This window comes from candidate division KSB1 bacterium (genome assembly GCA_034506395.1).
Taxonomy (GTDB): Bacteria; Zhuqueibacterota; Zhuqueibacteria; order Thermofontimicrobiales; family Thermofontimicrobiaceae; genus Thermofontimicrobium.
Window position 1 is genome coordinate 223482 of the sequence record JAPDPQ010000002.1, and the last position, 22519, is coordinate 246000.

The following is a 22519-nucleotide window of genomic DNA, read 5'->3' on the forward strand; positions in this document are numbered from 1 at the left end:
CAAGAATTGCTGGCAAGTGGAGGGTCACTATGCATCTTTCATCCAAAAAGACTATTTGAGTATGCTATTTTTGATACCTTACTTTGCCACCGACGATTGTATAAGTGACTTCGGTCTGTAAGATTTCATCTTCAGGGATGGTCAGGATGTCTTTTGATAGCACGGTGATATCGGCTAATTTCCCTGGGGCTAACGTGCCTTTGATGTTTTCTTCGAAAGCGGCATAGGCGCCGTTGATCGTATAGCTGCGCAGTGCCTGAAGGCGCGTCATTTTTTGTTCTGGAAAAAATGCCTCGCCATTTTTCATTTTTCGAGTGACCAGGGCATAGAAGTTGGCAATTGGATCAATCGGCTCAACGGGGACATCGGTCCCGTTAGCGATGATGGCGCCGGATTGAATTAGCGTCTGCCAGACGTAGGCGCCTTCCCTGGCGCGTTGTTCGCCCAATCGCTTGATTACCCACGGGCCATCCGAGGTGCAGTGAATCCCCTGCATAGCAGCGATAATTCCCAGTTGGCCAAATCTCGGGATGTCATCAGGATGTAAATGTTGGGCGTGCTCGATACGCCAACGCAGATCCTTTTTGTCTGGATGGGATCGAAAGGCTGCCTCATATATGTTTAATGTCTCGCGGTTTCCTCTATCGCCGATGGCATGGGTACAAAGCTGAAACTCATTCTCAATTGCAATTCGGGCGGTTTGTTCCATCTGGTCGAGTGGCTCTGTATTCAATCCGACACTGGTTGGAAGGCTATTGTACGGCTCCAACAGCCATGCGCCATGAGCACCTAATGCCCCATCGATTAATCGTTTAATTGCACGCACCGTGAGTCGCTTATCCCCATAATTGATCAGGCGATATTGGGTCAACTTTTGTGCCAATCGCTGATTGTTCTCGCTAATCATCACGTAGAGCCGTACCCCCATTCTGCCCTGATCGACCATTTGCTTGAAAAAATCGATTGTCTCGAAAGAAGAACCAGCGTCATGAAAGCTGGTAATACCATGCGAGAGGCACTCCTGTACTGCCAGATCGAATGTCTTCACTTGATCGGCGAAGCGTTGTTCTGCTGTTCGAGCGTGCTGGTAATCCCGCATGGCCATAGCGATAAGCCCTTGCGCCTCCTCGCGGAACGCACCTATTGGATTGCCATATTCATCCCGCACAATTTCGCCGCCGTCTGGATCAGGTGTCGATTTGGTAATCCCAGCTAATTCCATCGCTTTTGCGTTGGCATAGCCTGCATGACCACTGGCATGGGTGAGAAATACTGGATTGTCTGGTGATACTTTACTCAGATCAAAATGATACGGAAGACCTTCGACATTTGGCTGCGGAATTTTATCCCACTTTTCCTGATGCCAGCCACGACCCAAAATCCATTCCCCGGGGGTTGCATTCTTGACCGCCTCTGCCACCATTGCAACGATTTCATCCCAGTTTTTCGCCATTGTTAGATCGAGCCGCATTTTCGCTTGGCCCATGCTCATGAAATGCCCGTGACTCTCGATCAAGCCCGGAATGGCTAATTGGCCACGCAGGTCAATTACTCGGGTTTCAGATGAAACGAATCGTTTCATTTGCTCATTGCTGCCAACCGCCACAATGATGTCTCCCCGCGCCGCAAGGGCTTGCGCCTCTGGCATGGCTTCTTCAAGCGTGATGATTTTGCCGTTCAATAAAACCAAATCAGCAAATTGAACCTGCGGTTGTCCCAAGCAAAAATGAATTTTTGATAACGCGATGAAAATTACTAACAGAAAGATTACTCGAGTTTCTCTCATTTTCGTTGTCCTATTATGAATTAAATCGCTAACACCCTTCTGAACTGCCCCGAAAATCAATTCGATGGCGACAGAATCCAAGGCCATTTTCGAAGTGATCTAATGAATTATGAGGACATCGCTTTCCAAAATTATTGCGATGCCAAGAATTCTCTCTTCGTTTTCAAACTGCCCAGTTATTTGGTGCGTTGAAGTTGCCGAGCAATGCGCTCCACTTCGGTCATCACCCGCAGGAGATTTCCGCCCCAAATTTTTCGAATCTGTTCTTTATTATAACCGCGTTTCACCAGTTCTAACGTGATGTTACCCATCTCACTCACATCGTTGCAGCCCTCGACGCCGCCCCCACCATCGAAATCGGTCCCAATACCGACATGATCAATACCAGCAACCTTCACGATGTGATCGATGTGGTCAACGAGGTCTGATACGGTTGCCAACTCGCGAGGATATTTTTCATTGAGCTCGTACCATTCCTGGCGCGCTTTACGTTGTTCCTCTTCGGAGAGTTGATCGAAGTTTCGATATTTTTCTTCCAGCATTCGAAAGGCTGCTTCTCGTTCTGGATTGGGCTCCGCTTTTTTGACATAATCGCTCATGAGACACATTTGGATGACTCCGCCATTTTCTGCCAGACGTTTCAGCATGTCATCACTCAGATTGCGGGGATGATCGCACAAAGCTCGAGCACAAGAATGCGAAGCGATGATCGGCGCCTTGGATAAGGCGATGACATCGTAAAAGGTTTCATCTGACACGTGTGAGATATCGATCATCATGCCAATGCGATTCATTTCAGCGATCACCTGTTTTCCAAATTGGCTGAGACCGTGATGTTCAGTGGTATCGGTTGAAGAATCACAGATATCGTTGTTCTTGGTGTGGCACAGAGTGATGTAGCGGGCACCAAGATCATAATATTTTCTGATCAGAGATAGATCATTGCCGATAGGATAGCCATTTTCCATCCCGATAAGAATGGCACGTTTCCCGCGTTTTTCGAGTCGATAGACATCCTTCGGAGTGAGCGCAAGTTCTGCCAGTTCGTGATGTTTTTTGAGATTGTCATGAATCACATCGAAAACTTTCAGAGCGGCCGCTTGAGCGCGCGTGTTGCCAGATTCATTGCGTTCACCCTGGCCAACGAAGACAGCGAAAAAGACGGCATCTAGCCCTCCCCGCTTCATCCGGGGTAAATCCAGTTTACCAGACCGCCGGTTGGGTTCGTGATCTTGGCTGAGATCAAAGTCAGAACGAAGCAGCCGCAAAGGCGTATCGACATGCGAATCTATTGTGACCACCCGAGCATGAATCTGAGCTGCTTTCCGTATCATCGGGTCATCCTGAGTTTGGCCTGGGAAAAAAAATAGAGAGTTCAGTAGCAATACTATACTCAAATTCAAGCCTGACATCTTTGATGTTTCCTCCTATTTCTCTTTGAAATAATTTCCACCATCGGTGTGAAAAACTGATTGATTGTGTTCTTAATTGAAAATAAGACCTTGAAGAATTTTCATCAATGATAGTTCTTCCCAACCTTCGCTCGCAATCGATGATTTTCACCTAAATATACACAAAAAAATTTCTGTCATCCAGCAAAAAAATATTTTTTTCAAGAATATCTGAATGGGCTGGGGTAAGAAGAATAAAAAATGCCATAGTCTGAGCAACGACAAAATTGAGCCGCATGGTATGTTGGGCAAGATTATTTTGCTTGCATTTTTTAAAATAGTTTTATATATTTGCCACGTTTTTTTAAAAAAACAAGCCAATAAAAAAACAGAGAGGTTACCTTTTATGGTCTGACATAATTTTAAACCGTCATTTATAAGGAGTAAAAGAATGTACCTACCCAAAGAAATGTTTTTTACTACCGGTATCGGGCATCACAAAGACAAATTGACTTCTTTCGAATTAGCGCTGCGTGATGCGGGTATCGCACAGTTTAACATTGTACGGGTCTCTTCAATTTTCCCTCCTCATTGCAAAATCATTTCAAAAGAAGAAGGATTGAAAAAATTAAAGGACGGCCAAATTCTGTTTACGGTTCTATCGGACATCTCCACAAATGAATACGGTCGATTAATTGCTGCTGCAATTGGTGCTGCCATTCCCATGGATAGCTCGCTTCATGGCTATTTAAGCGAATACCATGATTTTGGCAAGCCCGAGAAAGAAGCAGGTGAATATGCCGAGGACATCGCTGCCTATATGTTAGCCACAATTTTAGCAGGATCCAAAGAAGTGATCGATTGGGATAGCACCAAAGATATCTGGAAAATGAATGACAAGTTAGTCAAGACACAGAATATTGCAGTGGCTACCACGGGCAAGCAGAATAATTATTGGACTACCTGCCTGGCAGCGGCTATTCTAATCGGCTAATGATCGAGACCGATTTAGTGGCAAACGGCTATTCAGCAGTTTGAACGGTCAATTCAGTTGAGAGCAGCTATTTGGCTCGAGCCAGTGGCGATTCGCATTTTTGCTGGGATCACATTAGCAAAGGATTAGAAATCCACGAGGTATTTTTGCCCCATTTTCAAGCAGATGAGGTTGATTTTTGAAACAACCGCTGCTTCATACGAGGTGATCTGCTTTGACTTGGTCTGTCCTCAATTCGTGAATGGTGAGCTAATCAATTTTTGTTAAAAATGATGTTGATGAATAAATATTTGGTGAAGATGAAGGGGATCGCCTCGCATTTTTAAAATGGATGAAGAAGCAGAAAACTGATGCATCACGCTATTGAGTGAATTGCAGAGCATTTCAAAATTATTCTGGAGCGGGCTATGGCCTACGATTACAAATATTTCATGGGCGAATTTTGCGATTATGGGAGCGCTAAAGTTGTTGTATTGCCAGTTCCTTTTGAGCGATCGACTTCTTATATGCGAGGCACGGCAGCAGGTCCTGCAGCAATTATCGCAGCATCGTATAATGTTGAGCTTTACGATTTGCAATTGGATGATGCCCCTTATCGCTATGGCATCCACACGCTTCCGTCTTTACAGTTCTCTGATGACCTTCCGATAGATGGTGCAATCAACCAAATTGAACAGGCCACAACAGCGATATTACAGGATAATAAATTTCCAGTAGTTTTGGGAGGAGAACATACCCTGTCATATTCTGTCTTTTGCGCATTGAATAAATACCATCCCAATTTGAGCGTGTTGCATTTGGACGCTCACACCGACCTGCGCGATCAGTATCTGGATGATCCGTTCAGCCATGCTTGCGTTATGCGACGAATCCGAGAGTATACAAAAAATATCGTTTCCATTGGGATTCGAAGTGTCTCACCAGAAGAGGTCGATTACATCAAACAGGAACGACCGATCATCTTTTATGACCACCAAATCCGAACAGCTCCGTTGCCGATCGAACAAATTCTCTCGGCATTGAGCGAGAATGTGTTCATCACGTTTGATCTCGATGCCATCAGTCCCGCGGAACTGCCGTCAGTTGGCACCCCAGAACCTGGCGGCTTAAACTGGTATCAGGTGGCCGATCTGTTCGAAGCTGTTTTCGCTTATAAAAATGTGGTCGGGTTTGACGTGGTGGAATTGAAGCCTGATGGAATCAATGTCCACTCTGATTTTTGGGCTGCAAAAATGATCTATAAGATGATCGGATTGAAACTGAAGGGACGGCGTTGAATTTGGATATCAGTTTATTCAATAAAACGGCCTTAGCAATCGAACTTGATGAATAGTGGAAAATTGGAATAAGAGCAGAATCAAATCCAATGGCATTTGCATGGTTGATAAGAACTGAACCACTTTTCAGATCGTCGGGCTGGCGATTCACTGAACAAATCGCTTGACTTTGTATCGCATAATTGCTACATTTCACCAGCTTGATCACCACTCCGATTTATCAACTGTGATAGGCATCTTTTTGCCTCTTCTAATAAAATTAGGGTCAACGATATGGCAGTCCAAAAGGCCATCGTCAATGTTGAGAAACTGAATATCCGCGCTGGTCCTGGGATGGAGTTCCCGATTGTGGGGCAGCTCGCGAAAGGGCTGGTGGTGCACGTGAGACGAATACAAGGGGATTGGGCTGAATTGGATTTAAGCCTGTTGGAGGGATATGTCGCGAGAGCAAATATCGCATTTCATGATTCCAGCTCTGTCGCCACCCAAATCGAGCAAGTTGGTGTTATCGATGCGGATAAGGTTAATATTCGCTCTGGTCCTGGCACGTCCTTCGAACCAGTGGCAATGCTCAATAAAGGGGACATGGTTGTGATTGAGGTTTCGGGGAGTGATTGGCATCAGGTTCGCACTCGGCCGATCAATGGATTTGTGATGAGCCAGCTCCTTGTGCCAGCGACCCCGGCCGAGGCTATAACTGAAGGGCCATATCGTGCGGCGATCAAGGAAATAGTGGTTAACCTTCGTTCCGGTCCAGGAGAGCAATTTGCAATCATTGGCCAGCTTGCGAAGGATACGGAAATTATTGTGAAGCGCAGCACAAATGGCTGGGCAGAAATTGAAACCATCCCCATTGCTGGCTATCTCCGCGCCGATCTGATTAGAGTCGGTGCCCTAGAATACGCCGCATTGCGCACGCCAACTTCGAACCCGCTTGTCACGGTCAAGGCAGATTGGCTTCGGTTGCGAAAAGGCCCGGGCGAACCATTCGCGACCCTTGCTTATTTGCCAGCGGGAAATCTGCTCGAACTGATGGACCTTGCCAATGACTGGGTTCGCGTTCGACCAATCATGGGACAAGCCTTTGTGGCTCAAACCTATTTAGCCCCTGTCGCTGCTGAAATTCTATCAATTCCCACAGGCCATGGAGACCCGCTCAAACCACCAAATCATTTAATTATTCCGATACAAGACGCCTTCTCAACAGAGCAGCAGATCATGGCAGCCAATTGGAATGATTATGGCGGGCTAATTCAGCAAATCAGTAGCAAATTTTCGATCGATCCTGTGGTCGTGCTGGCGGTATTGAGCGTGGAATCTCGAGGAAAAGGTTTTGGTCTCGACGGCCGTTTGTTGATCCGATTTGAAAATCATTATTTTTACCAATTCTGGGGCAAGGCTAACGAAGAGCTGTTTCATCGCCATTTCCGATTCCACTCTGTACACCCTTGGCAGGGACATCAGTATCGACGCTCTCAATCAGCCAAATGGCTTGACGTCCATACTGATGATCAGCGCAGCGAATGGGATGCCTTTGAATTTGCCAAACAATTGGATCGCCTCGCAGCGTTCCAATCCATCAGCATGGGCAGCCCGCAAATCATGGGCGCGAACTTCGATCGAATCGGTTATGATTCGCCAGAAGAGATGTTTTTCGCGTTCCAATCCGACTCCCGGGAGCAACTCTGGGCGATGTTTCGATATATTGAGAGCAAAAATTTGATCCCAGAACTGATCAGCGAAAACTTCATTCGATTTGCAGAGGCTTATAACGGCCCTGCTCAGGCATCTGCTTATGGCGAGAAATTAAGACAGCATGTAGACCAATTTCGAAAAATTGCGCCGAAGCTGGTGTGATCCCATTGTTCATTAAGCTGACCGTATTTGATCTCAAGGAGAACGTTATGAGAAGAACGATATTTCTCATTTTGGTGGTGATTTTGGTGCTTGGCGCGCTGGCTTTGTTGATTTTCAAGGTCGTTGACTGGCAGAAGGTGCTAATCGGCATCGCTGGGCTCACGCCATTCGGCCAGGCGTTACAAAAAAAACTTGCTAAAATTGATGAGGAATTCGAGCGCCGACGTCGGGAAGAGGCCGAATACCAGGCTCGGATGGCCGAGCGCCGCGAGTTGCTGGAAAAGCAGATCGCTCATTTGGAAAAGGAGATCGCGCTTATCGATCGGCGATATGAGATGCTCGAAAAACAGCGCAGCACCATCCTCGAGGCAATTGAGCAAATGCCAAGAGAAAAGAAAATCGAGCTGTTCCGCGAAACGTTCGGACAATAACATACCTTCACTCCCAAAATGGAGGCACTGATGATCATTCGAATAGTATCGCTGTCCATTCTGATGCTATGGTCGGTCATAGCTTTTAGCCAAGAACTTTATCCGAAGTTTTACGAAGCTGGCAACAGAATCAATTTCGTCCCAGAGAAAAATGTCTATATCATCACCGAGACGCAATTGGATAGTTGTCTCAAAGTCAATGCGCTCTATTTGAATTGCGAAAAGCGAATTGGTTTATTGCAACTGAAAACCAGTCATCAAGATTCGGTGATCAAACTGCTGCGTTTAAAAGAACAGAATTTCGATTCTACGCTCGCCCATACCAATCAAAAATTATCCCAATGCACAGATGAATCCCAAGCATGTCAGAAAGATCTGGCCAAACAGAAATTTTATAAGAAAGTGCTGTTGGGAATATCTGGGCTGGAAGCGATGTTATTGATCCTGGTGTTGGTGATGACTTAGTTGATCTGTCTTGTTCTTGGGCATTAAATGAGTTTTTGTCGAATAAGGATTTCGATCCTCCACAGTTTATTTCAAATTAGATGATTGGTGACCAAGTGGGCTATCCTTGATTTATAACGGTCTGCCAGGTCAAATGAATTTTCAAGCGTAAGACCGCTGGCTGGCAAGTGGAATCAAGCCCATATCACTAGATTTCTACAAAGTCACAGACAAAAGCCAATGCGGGAGGCCGCCAAAAGCCGATTCCATGTACGTGAGTTAAAAAGTTCTGGCAGTGCTTACTTCGTGCGGAATCAGGGTTTTCTGGATTTTGAAGATGTCTATTAAATTGTCGCAAAGGAGAATGATATGCCATTAGTACCGAGCGAAAACAGCACGATTTCATTAGCGGTCCGCCGCAGGATCCGCTGGGGCGTCACTGCCTTTTTTATTTTTATCTTGATCATCGCTTTCTATATTATTCATCAATATTTTTACAGCTCAGCCAAGCCAGGCATCAGCAATATGTATTTGACCTTTGTTCTGGCCCTGCTGATCGTTTGGTTTTTGGGAGTTATTTTGTTTCTCATATATCTGGTTTTGAAATATGACCCTTTGACCAATCCGGATAATCCCTACATTAACCAGACGATGAGTTTACCGCCAGGGGTATTTCGCGTCATCCTTACGCTATCGCTGCTGTTTTCTGTCGTGCTGATGGAGGGATATGCATTGATCAATATGGATGAATATGAGAAAATCCAAAAAATACTTGATCCGCTGCTGACCGCATTTCAATTGATGATCGCTTTTTACTTTGGCACTAAAATGCTTGGAATGGTGAGTGGCAAAGATGAAGAAGAGGTGAAGCCAAAGGGGTAATCGATACGCCATGTTGTCTCCAATCCTTTTCGTAAATGGCAAATTGTTAGTTATGACATTGGCGCTAATCATTGAGTTAGGGGGACGATTTAGGACAAGCATTGTGGCCGAAATTCAGCAGTGCGAAGACAAAATGAACTAGAGGAATCTATTGGTATTAAATGCAACGATCGAGCAATCCACAATTAGATGAAATTCTGGGCAAGGAATATCCCTGTCTGGATCATGGCTTTGTCCGGCTGATCGATTATATGGGCTCAGACGAGGCCATTGTCCAGGCGGCGCGGGTATCTTATGGTAAAGGGACCAAGAAATTGCAGCAGGATCGAGATCTGATCCGTTATTTGATGCGGCATCAGCATACCAGCCCATTTGAAATGGTGGAATTCAAATTTCATTGTAAGTTGCCGATATTTGTAGCGCGGCAATGGATTCGGCATCGCATGGCGAGCGTCAATGAATACTCCTTGCGCTATTCCCAGGCCCGGGATGAGTTTTATTTCCCCGCGCCAGAGATGATCCGCCGGCAATCCACCACCAATCGCCAAGGCCGCTCAGAAGAATCAATTCCGGAGGAACTTCAGCAACAAGTCCTTGAGACAATGCGAAAGCACATTGAGCAGCTTTGGCAAGATTATGAACGGTTTCAACAGATGGATATTGCTCGGGAATTGGCGCGCATTCAACTGCCAGTGTCATTGTATACGGAATGGTATTGGAAGATCGATCTTCACAATTTGCTACATTTTTTAAAGCTGAGATTGGACCCGGCAGCTCAGTATGAGATTCAAGTTTATGCCCGTGCCATCGCAGAAATTGTCAAAATTGCGGTTCCGTTGACATGGGAGGCGTTTGAAGATTATGTGCTCGAGGCGAGAAGTTTCTCTCGACAGGAGCTGGCGTTAGTCCGACAGGTACTGGACCAGATCGCTTCGTCAATTAATTGGGAATCGTTAGCTGAAAATCGCGGCCTGACAAAACGGGAAATTCAGGAGTTCATCGAAAAGATCGGCGCGAATAAGCCATAGAAATGAATTTGATGAACCTATTCCAGACGCTTTCATCTTGATTGGGAAATAGGACACCTCCCGCTGGCTATCGCGCGGGATATGAGCTTCTATTCGCTCCGGCGCTTTAGTTGTGGATGGTTGGCGCGCGAGAGAAAAAAATGCGCGATCATGAAATGCCGGATTGGTTTTGCTTCATGGTATCAATAGACAGGAATTCAAGGATGGATGAGATGATGAGCTACACTGTAGTGGACCGATTTTTAAAATATGTCCAATACGACACCCAATCTGCGGAGGGAACAGATAAATATCCCAGTACCGAGGGGCAGAAGATTTTGGGACAGGAATTGGTGAGAGAGCTTATCGAAATGGGATTGGCCGATGCCCAGATGGATGAATACGGATATGTCACGGCCACGCTGCCGGCCACGACCACCCGCCCGGTTCCAACTATTGGCTTGATCGCCCATCTGGATACATCGCCCGATGTCTCTGGCAAAAATGTGAGGCCGATCGTCCATCGGAAATATCAGGGGGGCGATATTGTACTGCCTGGCGATCCAACCCAGATTATTCGCTGGGCCGAGAACCCATCGCTGGCGCTTCAAATCGGCACAGATATCATCACCTCAGATGGTACGACGCTATTGGGGGCGGACAACAAAGCTGGCATCGCAGAAATTTTTGATGCTGTGAATCATCTGGTCCAGCATCCCGAGATCGAGCATGGTCGGGTGCGGATCGCCATCACCCCCGATGAGGAGGTCGGTCAAGGTACAAAATATTTTGATGTCAAAAAATTCGATGCCGATTACGCCTATACGATTGATGGGCAGGAAGTCGGTGAAGTGGAGGATGAAACGTTTTGTGCAGATACGGTTTTTGTTACGATCTATGGCAAAAACATCCATCCAGGCTATGCAAAGAATAAGATGATCAATGCCATGAAGATCGCCGGCCAATTGATTGCTGCGCTGCCCAAAGACCGGCTCTCGCCAGAAACCACCGAAGGGCGTGAGGGCTATATTCATCCGAACACCATGACCGCGCGCGTAGAGCAAGCTGAAATCAAGTTTCTAATTCGAGATTTTGAGCTGGAGGGGTTGAAACAGCACGAAGAGTTTTTGAAGCAACTTTGCGATCAAATCGTGGCTGATTATCCAGGTGCCTGGTTCGATTTCCATGTGGAGGAATCCTATCGGAACATGAAGTATAAGCTGGATGAGCAACCGCAAGTTGTAGAGAATGCGCTGGAGGCTATTCGGAGAAGCGGGCTCACGCCTCGAAAAAATATCGTGCGAGGCGGCACCGATGGCGCGAGGCTCTGTTATCTTGGGCTACTGACGCCCAATATTTTCACTGGTGGTCATAATTTCCACTCGAAATTAGAGTGGATATCGGTACGTGACATGCAAAAGGCAGTGGATGTCATTATTAACCTGATCAAAATTTGGGCAGAGCGATAACGAAACAAATTCTCGTTTAGTTGCAAAATAGCGAAATATCAACAGGGAAAAGCAGACCCTAATTCATTTAATCGATCGAATCTCTAATCTCGCATTATGTTGAACTTATTCATCCGTTTTTGGAAGCCAATTTTGATTGGGATAGTATTATTGGCTTCCTGGCTTTCTTTTATGGCAACCGATCTTCCCGAAGCAACTGGGTTCAGTCGCTGTCTCGAGTCGCTTTATTTCGCGATTAATCTGTTTATCCTTGGGGCGTTGGATATCGGTTTTCCTCAGGAAGGGCCAAGGCTGGCATTGGCCGTACTTTGGATCTGCTATTTCTTCGCACCTTTGCTCACATTAAGCCTGGTCTATGAAATCCTTCAGGAGAAATTTTTCAGTCAATTGCTGCCTGGGCTAAAAGGCCATACCATCATCTGCGGTCTCGGCAGGAACGGAAAGCTTATTTATCATCTGGTCCGGCGATATGCCCCTCGCAACCACAAAATTGTCCTGATTGACAGCGATGCCCAGAATCCCTATTTAGAGGAATTGGGCCGGGATCGCCATACCTGGCTAATTAAAAATGATTTCACGAAATTGCCAGTATTGCTTAAAGCTCGCGTGCAGCGCGCTAAACAGGTTTTCCTCACCACTAATCGCGATTTAGCTAACCTCAAAACGCTGGTTGAAATTATTGATATCGAGCCCAAGGCCAGAGGTTTCCAGCTTTATTGCCACTTGGGCGATTTGAACCTTCATGAAAATTTCGCTGCCACATTATTTAAAGAACCAAAATTTGCTGATGTGATCCCATTCAACGGTTATCGGAGTGTCACCCGGAGGCTGTATTACGATTGGGTATTCAAGAAGGACTATTTGAGATCTGATGGCAATATTTTCGTGATTCTGGGATTCGGTCGTTTCGGCCAAATGCTCTATTCCCACATTATTGCCGATCGAAATCGTTCCGAACAGGACGAGATCTTCATCGACACCCTCAAATCTAAATCAGGTTTTGAATTAGAAAGATCCCAATATTCATGGTCCACTAACCGTTCCAAGTTTCCTGGCAAAATTCATCCACCATCTTATCTTGATATGAACAATCCGGAATTGTGGGATAAGCTGGCTAAATTGGATGAGCCATCAAATAAGCAGATGCTCATTTTCGCCTGTTCGGATAACGATATCCAGAACCTCAACCTCGCGATCTCAATGAAGCTCACGGGTCCTCCACGATTACAGGCGGCGGTGATCTTTTGCCGAATGTATTCTCATACCGCGAAAGAGATCAACGAAATCCTGGAGCGTCGGGTGACGAGGAAACAGCCGAGAGATGTTATTTTGTTCCCCCTTCAGCAAGAATTGGAGGAGGCATTTCGCAGCGAACTATTTAATATCGATGAGAATGGGATTGTCAGCTAATGTCTGGAAAAGGGATGAACGATCGCTTTCAATGGAAACGATATGCGGGCAATCCAATCCTGCCTGTCAAACCCAATACGTGGATGGAGGCCCAAACAGCCAATCCAGATTTGCTTTTGATCGGAACTGACTATTTCTTGTATTTTCGCGGCCAGCAGGGAGGTCATGACCGAATTGGAGTGGCAACTATCTCAATAGATCGGTTTGATGGAGCGACATGGGATATTTTCCTCCACCCGATTATCGATGTGGGAGGTCCAGGGACGCCAGATGAGCTTCATGCGCTCGATCCCGCAGCGGTTTTCGTGGATGGGAAAATTTTTCTTTACTATTCCGGAGTTTCGCCAACTTGTCCACGCGCCATTTGTCTGGCAATATCCGATGATGGCGTTCATTTTAAAAAGTATCTGCACAATCCCATCCTCATCGGCGGCTGTCCAGAGGTCGTTTATCATGACGGGAAATTCTATTTGTTTTATTGGAGCTCTGCTGCGCAAGGGACCGGTTTTGAGATCCATCTCGCGATCTCAAAAGATGGGTTTCATTTCGAACCGATCTCGCCTCAACCCGTGCTTCCAGTCGGTGCCCCCGGAACATGGGATAGCCACAGCGTAGAGACGCCCCGCATTTTCAAAGAGCACGAAACTTACTATATGATGTACTGCGGCTCAGATCGATATGACGATTATCCGTGGTACGCAGGTCTGGCAACTTCGACCGATCTGATGCATTGGCGCAAATATCATGGTAATCCGATTTTTACTCGGGGGAAAGAGGGTGAATGGGATGAGGGTGCGATCTGGTTTACAACAGTCGAGAAGATCAATGGATTGTATTACCTCTGGTATGAGGGATATGGTGGCGGGACAGCACGGTTCGAACCCTATGGTAGCTATTTGAAAGGGGGCAAGTCACAAATCGGCCTGGCAACGCTCCAGGCAGATCAATTCTTCAGCTAAACTTTAACAGCCAACCACAAAAGTTAAAAATTAGATTCCACTGCCCACGAAATCCAGAAAAGAAAAGATAAGAGTCTAAATTTCTAAAGCGAATTCAAAATGCCTTCGAAAAAAGCCTCCGACTTGTGAAGCCATGGAATTGCACGGAAATTCAGTCTTCTGAGATTGGTTCCTCGGCCTTTCGTGTGTTCCTTTAGCAAATCTGTCTGGAATTTCTCTGCTGAGAAGTTCATGTAGCCATCTTGCAGCACTGCCATGTATGGGGGGTCGGTGGGATTTTTTATTAGCTTGGATAAAGCTTTGGTGAATTATTTGTTGATCTGATTTTTTAGGCTTCGGATCTCTTGTTCCATTTGGATCATCTTCGAATGGATTTGTTGAAAGCTTTCGGGAGAAATAATAATCGGCGCATTAATGGGGGAACGCGTGGCATCTGAATTCAGATTGAGGGAGAAATGGCGAGGCTTATTGACATTAAAACCTTCGGGCCAGACGCGTTCAATGTTCGGAAATACTTTCAATGCCCGTTGCTGGCGGATGAAGTTGATCGAGACACTGGTTCCAGGCGCTGTTTGCCCGATTTGGGCCTTCAAAATTTCTGGATTAGTGAGCGTGACTTCATTGAATTTCACCAAATGATCGCCTGGCTTCAGGCCAACCCGTGCTGCTGGGGAACCAGGATACACCCGCTTCACAATCAGTTTGTTGCTGCGTAATGAATCCGCATCTAACTCCACACCTAACCACTTCATCTGTTGGTGATGAAATTTGATAACGTTATTAATGGTAGTGATGACCTGATTAATGGGGATCGCAAGGCTGCTGGAATAATCAAGCAGACCACTGCCCCCAGCCGAAATTTGCGGCTCGATCTGCGCGGAAATGATGCCAATGATTTCTCCTTTGAGGTTAAACACGGCGCCCCCGACATTTCCAGGATTGATCGAGACGGAAAGGATCATTCGGCCCTCTTCTGTAAAGCCATTGATCAACCCAAACGTTGCAAAGGGAGATAGCCCCATGGAATTGCCTAACACGAGAACCATTGAATAAAGCGGCAAGCGATCCGAATTTCCAAATTTGGGGCCCTCTAAATTTTTTCCATCGATTTTCAGAAGGGCGAGTCCCGTCATTTCATCGGTACCAATGTACTCGGCCGCTGCAGATGTGCCATCGCAGAATGTCACTTTGATCTCATCGAAATCAGCCAAAATCGAGGCGCGGGTGATAATATATCCCTCGGCATTGTAGATAATTCCTGATCCGACAGTCCAAAACTTATCCTCGCGTTGCTCCGACCCACTCCGAAACAATGAAAAAAGCCCGTTATCCCTTTCAACAGTGTATGAGTGACTGGAACTGGCAGTAACGGTGACAACAGCGTTTTTAGCTGACTGAATTAATCGGCTGATTTCTGATTGAAGGCTTTCTAATGTAGGTGATTGCTGGGAAAAAAGAATGGTTACCCATAACAAAATAATCACACTGATAATGGATATTATTTTCATAACTGATTCAAATTCGGAGCTACATCAAGATAGCCCAAACCCTGGCTTAATCTGGTCCGTCCAAGCAGCAGAATCATTAAACCAGGGTTTGGAATGATCTATTAAAGAAGAGTCAAAATGGATTTACTTGTTTTTTCGGTTTGAACGGCTATTAATAAACTTTTGTCTTTAGTATCTCGGCCGTTTCATGCCAAAGCAAATCACTTTTTACCGCTTGGGCTGAATCTAAATATGCCGCTTGGTTAAATGAGCGATTCGGTTCTACGGGTGCTTGAAAGTTGATCCTGGCAACGGGCTGAGTCTCATAGATGAAAATATAGCGCTGATTGGTGGTAGGATCAATTTTTTCGACGCCGGCCTGATACCATTCTTTATTCATGTTCCCCTGGATGGTGATGGATTTGTTCGGATGTCGAAACGCCAACGCAGCCAACACGACTAAGACAACCACTAGGGCAGCAAAACCAAATGCTGGAATCCTGAACTCCCCAAAAGCAAACCATCGCTCTCGACGATGACGTTCTAAACTGATTCGGGCTCGGAGGATTGTCTCGAAATCTGGAGATACCGTAAGCTTGGGTAATGTCCTTAATTGTCGAATTAAATTCTTCACTCGTCTGACGCTCTGTTCGCACCCCACACAGTCTCGCAGGTGCTGCTCCATTAGCAATTGATCGTTTTGGGTAAGCCCTCCCTCGATATAGTCAGAGACCATTTCTTTAAACCGTTGACAACTGTCCATTGATATCCCTCATATAATAGGAGTTGTGGCGACTGTAAATAATTTAGATGACTACAAATTTCACCGATCCCAACAAATCATCCAATTTATCAGCTTAATCGCGTGACCAAAAGCTGATGGCTTTTTTGCCGAACCTGACGCGATCATCAACGTTCTAACATGTGCTTCAATTTCTCTTGTAATTTGAGCCTTCCTCTGTTGACTCGGGATTTCACAGTGCCCAGCGGTATATTGACAATCTGACTGATTTCTTCATAAGAGAGCTGCTGAACATCTCGGAGCAAGATCACTTCGCGAAATTTAGGGGATAGATCTTCAATTTCCCGATGGATGATCTCCTCCTTCATTCGACCATCCACATCCTTTTCGGGATTGAATGCATCATCTGAGATGTCGTAATCTTTTTCATTATAACCCAAGTCCGAAATTGAAAAGAATTTCCTCCTCTTTCTTTTTCGCAATTCCGTTTTTGCTAAATTACCAGCGATCGTGTAAATCCACGTAGAAAATTTTGCCACCTTTTGGTAGGCTTTACGATTCCGGTAAACCCGCAAAAATGTCTCCTGAACTAAGTCTTCAGCCTCTTCTGCATTCCCCAAAAACCTATACACAAAATTCAGCAACTGGTTCTTATATCGCTTCACAATCAAATCGAAAGCGTACAGATCCCCGTTCTGAAATTTTTCAATTAAGTCCTCGTCTGAAAGCCTTGAACCTTTTTCTTCCTCGTACATCAGAATTCCTTGCTAAAATTTTAACCGAACCGATTCTCAAAAGTTCCCGAAATTTTCGAAGCGGAAAAACCGCGTTAACGGACTCATAATCCTTTGATCAAACGATATATTAACAGCTCCATTACTAACTCTGGCCGTTGATAACTGGTCTTCAAATGGAGATCCGCTTCGGCTAATTGACGGAACGAATTTCGAAATTGTTCAATAGTGAAATTGTTCGTTTGCTTCATCATATCGTTAACAAAATAGGAACTCAATCCCACCACTCTAGCCAATTCATTCGGCGACCGAATCCCTCGCTGCATATTTTCCTTGATTTTCATCAGATTCACAAAATGTTTTGTGAGCTGAATCAGTAGACCAGTGGGCGACTCGCCCTGGTCCAGAAGGTTATTCAAAATGCCCAACGATTGAGGCAGAGATTTCCGACCTACTGCATTGCAAAGATCAAAGACATTATAGTGCTTAGAAATGCAAGTCACTGTCTGAACATCCACAAGGGTGATCGTAGTGCGGGGATGAATATTGATTTCGATTTTCACCAGTTCGTTCACCAGTTCTAACAACGAGTTCCCAACCTGTGCGTGAAGCAAATGAACCGCATCTGGCTCAATGGATAGTTTTTTGCTTCGAACATAGCTTTCAATCCAGCTCGGTACTTCATTGTCATAAAGACGACGACAGTCCACAGCTACCGCTTTTTCGAATATAGCATTTAGCCATTTGCCTGATACGGTCTTTTCTGGCAATGTGAAAATCAAACACGATGATTGCGACGGATGATTCACATAGTCCGAAAGGTACTTCAAATCTGATGCTTTCAGTTGCTGCATCTCTTTGACTACCACTACTCGGCGCTGAGCCATCATCGGAAACGACCGTGCGATGCTAATGATTTTATCAGCCGAAACCTCCCCACCATAAAATATATCACAATTAAAATCGCGCGGTGCGCCATCCAAACAAGCTTGTGTAATTCTGACGACCAGATCGTCCTGAAGGAACTTCTCCTCGCCAAATAGCACATAAACTGGCGCGATCTCACCCTTTTTTAATTGATCGATCACCGTCGAAGGTGGGATTGCGTTTGCAGTTTTTGCCATAAATTTTTCTATTATTTTTGGATGATTACAAGCTCTTAGCTTTCAGTGCAGATGCAGCGCCCTGATGAAAGCATATTGGTTGTGTGCTCAGCTGTTCGAACAATTCCACTTCACTCGTTACCAATTTGCAGGAATGAGCTGGTCAAATTTATTAAATGATAGTGGTAATTTCGCGCTTTTGTACAACACGGATAGCCTGCACGGATTCTCTTTAGTTATGCAAGCCCAAACAAATCTTGTCCCGAACTCATATTCCCACATTGCAATCCAAATATAGGATATTTGAGGGAATATTGCAAGGAAAAAACTTGATTTATTTGATTGGTTGGGGTGAGAAATTGAGCCGTTGAAATCTCATAAAATAAAAAATTATGTGCTCTGTCTTTTTGGACATGCACGGATGATGTGAAGGATAGGATCATTTGTCAGGTAGGTGTCTAAAAGCTGATGTAGCAATTGAGCGATAAAAGCAATTTTGATCAATGGAAGACGCGCTATTTTTTGACGGCGTGAATCAAAATTTCGAAATCATCCAAAAGAATATCGCGTCGCTGGAAATCGCCAGTGGTACATCCGAATCCATCGATCACGGTGAAACCGATATTTTCCAAGATGAATTTCATCTCAGGGAAGGTGTAGTATCGATTGGAGCATAAAAGCTTTTCGGTAGCTCCAGATTCAGTGATGAATTTCTCCTCCCAATAACCGATGCAGGTTTTCGGATCGAAACAGGTGTCCTGCTCTGGATGGCGAAACACAAAAGAAGCGTTTAACACATTCAATAGCAACTGGCCATTGGGCTTTAGCGCGTTATATATGTTTTTTAGGATAGCGATATTTTGTTCATCGGTTTCCATAATGCCAAAAGCGCCTTCGCAAAGCGATAGCGCAGCATCGAAATTGTTTTCAAGCGACATGACCCGCGCATCACCGTGAACGAACTGGACCGAGAGTCCCTCTTTCTTAGCTCGCTCTTTAGCAATGGCAATCATCCGCTGCGAATAATCCAGACCAGTGACCTGATAGCCTCGCCGGGCCAGTTCAATGGCATGGCGGCCAACACCACAGCCGACATCGAGAATTTTGGCTGATGGTTCTAATTGAAATAGCTCCACTATAAAGTCCACTTCCTGGATTGTTCCTTTAATGAACGGCAGATCCAGGTATTTTTCACCTAGTTTATCAAATAGCTCTTGATACCAATTCGGTGTTATTTCATACATAAATGTTATTTCGCAGTTCCATAGCTTCAGTGAATTACTTTCCAGATGAAATTTTGGATAAGCATGACTCCAGTTATTTTTAGCAGTGATGCTTAAATCAGCATGCGTTGTTCATGTTGGAGCAGCCATTGTTTGCGCCATAATCCAGCACCATATCCAACCAATTTGCCATCGGCGCCGATGACGCGGTGGCAAGGGATAATGATCGCAATCGGATTTTGACCATTGGCCCGACCAACAGCTCGAACCGCTCGTGGCTCACCGATGCGATGGGCAATATCCCCATAGCTGGCAGTAGTTCCAAAGGGGATTTCCAGCAGTTTTTTCCAAACCGATTTTTGAAAGGCGGTGCCTTGGGGGGCTAAGGGCAGCTCAAAATTCTTTCGTAATCCCTGAAAATAGTCGCACAGTTGCGCAATGCATCCTTGCAGCAGTGGCGGCTGTTGGCTGGACGGTTCTCCCTCGTTATCAACGAATTGAACGCTTACGATTGCCGCATCGTCGCAAGCAATTTTTAGCCAGCCAATCGGAGAATGATAAAATGCATTTTTCAAGTGAATAGAAGGAGCTGGCGGTTTATCAACTATCATCATTTTTTATTCCTTTGAAGATTCATTCGGGAGGCTTGCCAATTTCAGTTGCAATTCATTCATCCGCTGAAGCACTTTATCGAAATCGAGTAATGGTCCTTCGAGCTCGCGCTGCTTATCCCAGCGACTGCTGAACGCAAAGGCCGTAGTTAAGGATTCACGGGCCGCGCGATAATCTCCAACCTCGAATCGGCATCTGGCGATCCCATAGTGGCATTCCGCTAAGTAGCTATAAGCCTGATATGGAGCTGATTCCAAGATTTCAAGGAGACGCCGAAAATACGTTTCCGATTCTGAGTAGCGATTTAGTTTATCAAGAATCTTGGCCGTCAGATAGATCCAGGTCGGATCGTCGTGAAAACGGCTTTCGAGAGAGAGTGCGGTTTCAAGCGCTTCCTTGTAGCGATCTTCGAAATAGTAAATTTCGATGAGTGCAAACACAGCTTCTGTCGCACTAAAGCGACCTTTTTCGATTGCTACTTTTAAATATTCAATCCCCTTTTCCCGCTCATCCTTCATCAATTTGAGAAAGGTTAATACTTTGGCTTTTGCGCTTTTCCAATAGTAATATAAGCCCAAGCCATAATAAACGTCCCAGAGTTCTGGGTTCATCTCATGGGCTTTCATCATATTAGATACACCGCGGACACCATCACGAAACGCGCCAAACCATTGTCCCTTGCGAATTCGATTCAATCCGCGAAAGCCATACGCGGCGCCCGCAACAAAATAAGCATTCGGATCATTGGGATATTTTTTGAGCGCAAGATCGCTTTTTTGTATAGCTAAAGATAAAAGGCTATCAAATTGCTGATCGAACAAGTTCACGCGATAATTGAGCATAAGAATATGATAAACGCCCGCTTGACCAAAATAACCCAACGGGTTATCCGGATAGCGTTGAATCACCTTTCGACACATCTCAATCGCTGCCTCATAATTTTTATGATAAACCAATTCGATTGCTTCATCTACCATGCTCTCTACACCAGCGAATTTGATAGAGTTTTGAGCATGAGAACGGCTCATAATGGATAGGTGCAGTGCATAGATGAAGATCAGGGCAGCAATGTTCTGATTGGTCCATTTTCGATTTGTATAGAGCCACCAATGAGTCATAAGCACTATTTTGAAAATGATTCAAAAATGATCACCAAGTGGGATAATACCACAAGGGATCACTCATGGGTTAAAGCCATTTAAGTGTAAGCAATAGCGCCCCGAAATTAATGATAAAAGCACCGCCAACGACGATGATTAGGGCCGTTGCGATCACTTTATCAATCAAATTTTCTGGCCTTAGTTCTCGGTAGCCCAACAAGCTTGCTGATAGATATCCAGCGATGAATCCACCCAGATGGGAGAGGTTATCGACTTGAGGGACCAAAAAGCCATAGATGAATAAAACAATTGCCCAGGTTAAAATCTGGGGATAGACAAATTGTCGGAATAAACCGCCCCGCGCGCGGCCATAATAGATTAACGCGGCCAGCAATCCGAAAATAGCTCCCGAGGCACCAATCGTTAATTGTGTGCCCCGAAGTGTAGTCAGTGCAAAACCAGCAATCCCCGAAACAAGAAAAATGATAATCAATCGGGGAATACCGAAGAACTCTTCCACCATTGGGCCTATTTGTCGCACCCAGAGCATGTTAAAGATGATGTGGAGAATACTGCCGTGAAGAAAAATGGCAGTAACCAAGGTCCAATAACGGCCGAAATGGATCGGATAGCTGCCAGTGGCTCCCATGATGAGAATGCTTTTCTGGCTTGGTTCCAGAAACGAGAGGATATTTCGTGCATGGAATATCCCTCTCACATCGATGAGCAGGCTGAGGATATAGAGAGCAGTACAAAAGTAAATCACCGTTGTGGTGAAATCGAGATTGCCTCGAAAAAGCCTATGCATCCCGGCCAAGGCACCGATTCTTCCCGGGTTCTTCAAACCGCAATGAATGCACTCCGGAGCATCACCGCTGATCAATCTCCCGCAGCTAGGACAAATAATGGCCTTTTTAACTTGTCCCATGACTCAAATCCTAATTTAATTCCGGCTCAATTCGGATAGTTTGTAAACGACAAACGCCCCATGCTCTGGATCGTAATTGACGATCGCCAGTCGATCATCCTCATAGCTCCATTCACTCACTGGCGGTAGATTAGAGGCATACACTATTTGATCAATTTTCTTAGTAACTACCACCCGGTGAAATGCAAGGCGCGAAACCTCAAGTGTCCACAAAAGCTTCGCCACCAGCCAGGAACCGATCATGAACAGAAAAAACTTATGCTTTTTATCTCTCATTCTCATGAGCTAAATTAAGCCCTTTGCTAGTCCAACATTATCCAATTATACAAAATATTTGGTTAACAATCAACCTTTTTATTTGAATTGCTTATAGTCACGCGATTTTATAGTGCGGAGATTTCTGTAAGGTGGGATCGAACCTTCTTCCACGAGACTGATAAATCATCTGCGCATTTGATTTGTCATCGAATATCGGGATTGGATGCTATTAAAATAACAGGTCTTAAAAGACCCCCACAAATGAGAAGGCGATCAATTCAAAATGTTGATGTCATGCCGTCTGACGGTTGGCAGATAGCCATCTATCGAAGTGCTATTTTTCGGAATGAACGAGACCCTTGCATCCAAAGAAGTTAATTTGGTAGAACTACAGTTTATGAATTTTGCAGATGCCTCACAATCAA

General features: G+C 45.2%; 21 protein-coding genes. 10 read left to right on the top strand and 11 right to left on the bottom strand.

The window, feature by feature from the left end; translation table 11 throughout:
- Positions 1-64: 64 nt before the first annotated feature.
- Both ONB37_02215 and ONB37_02220 read right to left on the bottom strand, forming a co-directional pair.
- Complete coding sequence (locus ONB37_02215; protein MDZ7398958.1) at positions 65-1786, bottom strand: amidohydrolase; 1722 nt, start codon at positions 1784-1786, stop codon at positions 65-67.
- Between the two features lie 176 nt (positions 1787-1962).
- Positions 1963-3120, bottom strand: a complete 1158-nt coding sequence (locus tag ONB37_02220) for a dipeptidase (GenBank protein MDZ7398959.1) — start codon at positions 3118-3120, stop codon at positions 1963-1965.
- Between the two features lie 508 nt (positions 3121-3628).
- On the opposite strand from ONB37_02220, the gene ONB37_02225 reads away from it, so the two are divergent.
- From ONB37_02225 to ONB37_02270, 10 genes are all read left to right on the top strand, one after another.
- A complete protein-coding gene (locus tag ONB37_02225) occupies positions 3629-4171 on the top strand; it encodes an arginine decarboxylase, pyruvoyl-dependent (GenBank protein MDZ7398960.1) in 543 nt (180 codons plus the stop codon).
- Positions 4172-4578: 407 nt separating this feature from the next.
- Entirely contained in the window at positions 4579-5448 is an 870-nt protein-coding gene (gene speB, locus ONB37_02230) for an agmatinase (protein MDZ7398961.1), read from the top strand.
- A gap of 273 nt (positions 5449-5721) precedes the next feature.
- Positions 5722-7305, top strand: coding sequence for an N-acetylmuramidase domain-containing protein (locus ONB37_02235; protein ID MDZ7398962.1), 1584 nt, complete (start codon positions 5722-5724; stop codon positions 7303-7305).
- A gap of 47 nt (positions 7306-7352) precedes the next feature.
- Positions 7353-7736: a hypothetical protein gene (locus ONB37_02240; protein ID MDZ7398963.1), complete on the top strand. Its 384-nt coding sequence runs from the start codon at positions 7353-7355 to the stop codon at positions 7734-7736.
- 30 nt (positions 7737-7766) lie between these two features.
- Positions 7767-8201, top strand: coding sequence for a hypothetical protein (locus ONB37_02245; GenBank protein MDZ7398964.1), 435 nt, complete (start codon positions 7767-7769; stop codon positions 8199-8201).
- 348 nt (positions 8202-8549) lie between these two features.
- A complete protein-coding gene (locus ONB37_02250; GenBank protein ID MDZ7398965.1) occupies positions 8550-9062 on the top strand; it encodes a hypothetical protein in 513 nt (170 codons plus the stop codon).
- A gap of 161 nt (positions 9063-9223) precedes the next feature.
- Positions 9224-10090, top strand: coding sequence for an FAD-dependent thymidylate synthase (thyX, locus tag ONB37_02255; GenBank protein ID MDZ7398966.1), 867 nt, complete (start codon positions 9224-9226; stop codon positions 10088-10090).
- Between the two features lie 212 nt (positions 10091-10302).
- Entirely contained in the window at positions 10303-11538 is a 1236-nt protein-coding gene (pepT, locus tag ONB37_02260; protein ID MDZ7398967.1) for a peptidase T, read from the top strand.
- Between the two features lie 132 nt (positions 11539-11670).
- Positions 11671-12948, top strand: coding sequence for an NAD-binding protein (locus ONB37_02265; protein MDZ7398968.1), 1278 nt, complete (start codon positions 11671-11673; stop codon positions 12946-12948).
- A 14-nt stretch (positions 12949-12962) separates the two neighbouring features.
- The gene (locus tag ONB37_02270) at positions 12963-13907 is read left to right on the top strand and encodes a hypothetical protein (protein ID MDZ7398969.1); all 945 of its coding nucleotides are present in this window, start codon (positions 12963-12965) and stop codon (positions 13905-13907) included.
- Positions 13908-14215: 308 nt separating this feature from the next.
- On the opposite strand, the gene ONB37_02275 is transcribed toward ONB37_02270, so the two are convergent.
- From ONB37_02275 to ONB37_02315, 9 genes are all read right to left on the bottom strand, one after another.
- Positions 14216-15415: a trypsin-like peptidase domain-containing protein gene (locus tag ONB37_02275; GenBank protein ID MDZ7398970.1), complete on the bottom strand. Its 1200-nt coding sequence runs from the start codon at positions 15413-15415 to the stop codon at positions 14216-14218.
- A 151-nt stretch (positions 15416-15566) separates the two neighbouring features.
- Positions 15567-16157 (bottom strand): zf-HC2 domain-containing protein, encoded by a 591-nt coding sequence (locus tag ONB37_02280; protein ID MDZ7398971.1) that lies wholly within the window; start codon positions 16155-16157, stop codon positions 15567-15569.
- A 146-nt stretch (positions 16158-16303) separates the two neighbouring features.
- Positions 16304-16891, bottom strand: a complete 588-nt coding sequence (locus ONB37_02285) for a sigma-70 family RNA polymerase sigma factor (protein MDZ7398972.1) — start codon at positions 16889-16891, stop codon at positions 16304-16306.
- A gap of 83 nt (positions 16892-16974) precedes the next feature.
- Positions 16975-17994 carry a DNA polymerase III subunit delta gene (gene holA / locus ONB37_02290; protein MDZ7398973.1) on the bottom strand — a complete coding sequence of 340 codons (1020 nt, stop codon included), beginning with the start codon at positions 17992-17994 and terminating at the stop codon, positions 16975-16977.
- 494 nt (positions 17995-18488) lie between these two features.
- Entirely contained in the window at positions 18489-19217 is a 729-nt protein-coding gene (locus tag ONB37_02295) for a class I SAM-dependent methyltransferase (protein ID MDZ7398974.1), read from the bottom strand.
- 92 nt (positions 19218-19309) lie between these two features.
- Positions 19310-19771, bottom strand: a complete 462-nt coding sequence (locus ONB37_02300) for a methylated-DNA--[protein]-cysteine S-methyltransferase (GenBank protein MDZ7398975.1) — start codon at positions 19769-19771, stop codon at positions 19310-19312.
- Positions 19772-19813: 42 nt separating this feature from the next.
- Positions 19814-20926 carry a tetratricopeptide repeat protein gene (locus tag ONB37_02305; protein MDZ7398976.1) on the bottom strand — a complete coding sequence of 371 codons (1113 nt, stop codon included), beginning with the start codon at positions 20924-20926 and terminating at the stop codon, positions 19814-19816.
- 70 nt (positions 20927-20996) lie between these two features.
- Positions 20997-21836, bottom strand: coding sequence for a rhomboid family intramembrane serine protease (locus ONB37_02310; GenBank protein MDZ7398977.1), 840 nt, complete (start codon positions 21834-21836; stop codon positions 20997-20999).
- 15 nt (positions 21837-21851) lie between these two features.
- Positions 21852-22112 carry a hypothetical protein gene (locus tag ONB37_02315; protein MDZ7398978.1) on the bottom strand — a complete coding sequence of 87 codons (261 nt, stop codon included), beginning with the start codon at positions 22110-22112 and terminating at the stop codon, positions 21852-21854.
- Positions 22113-22519: the final 407 nt, after the last annotated feature.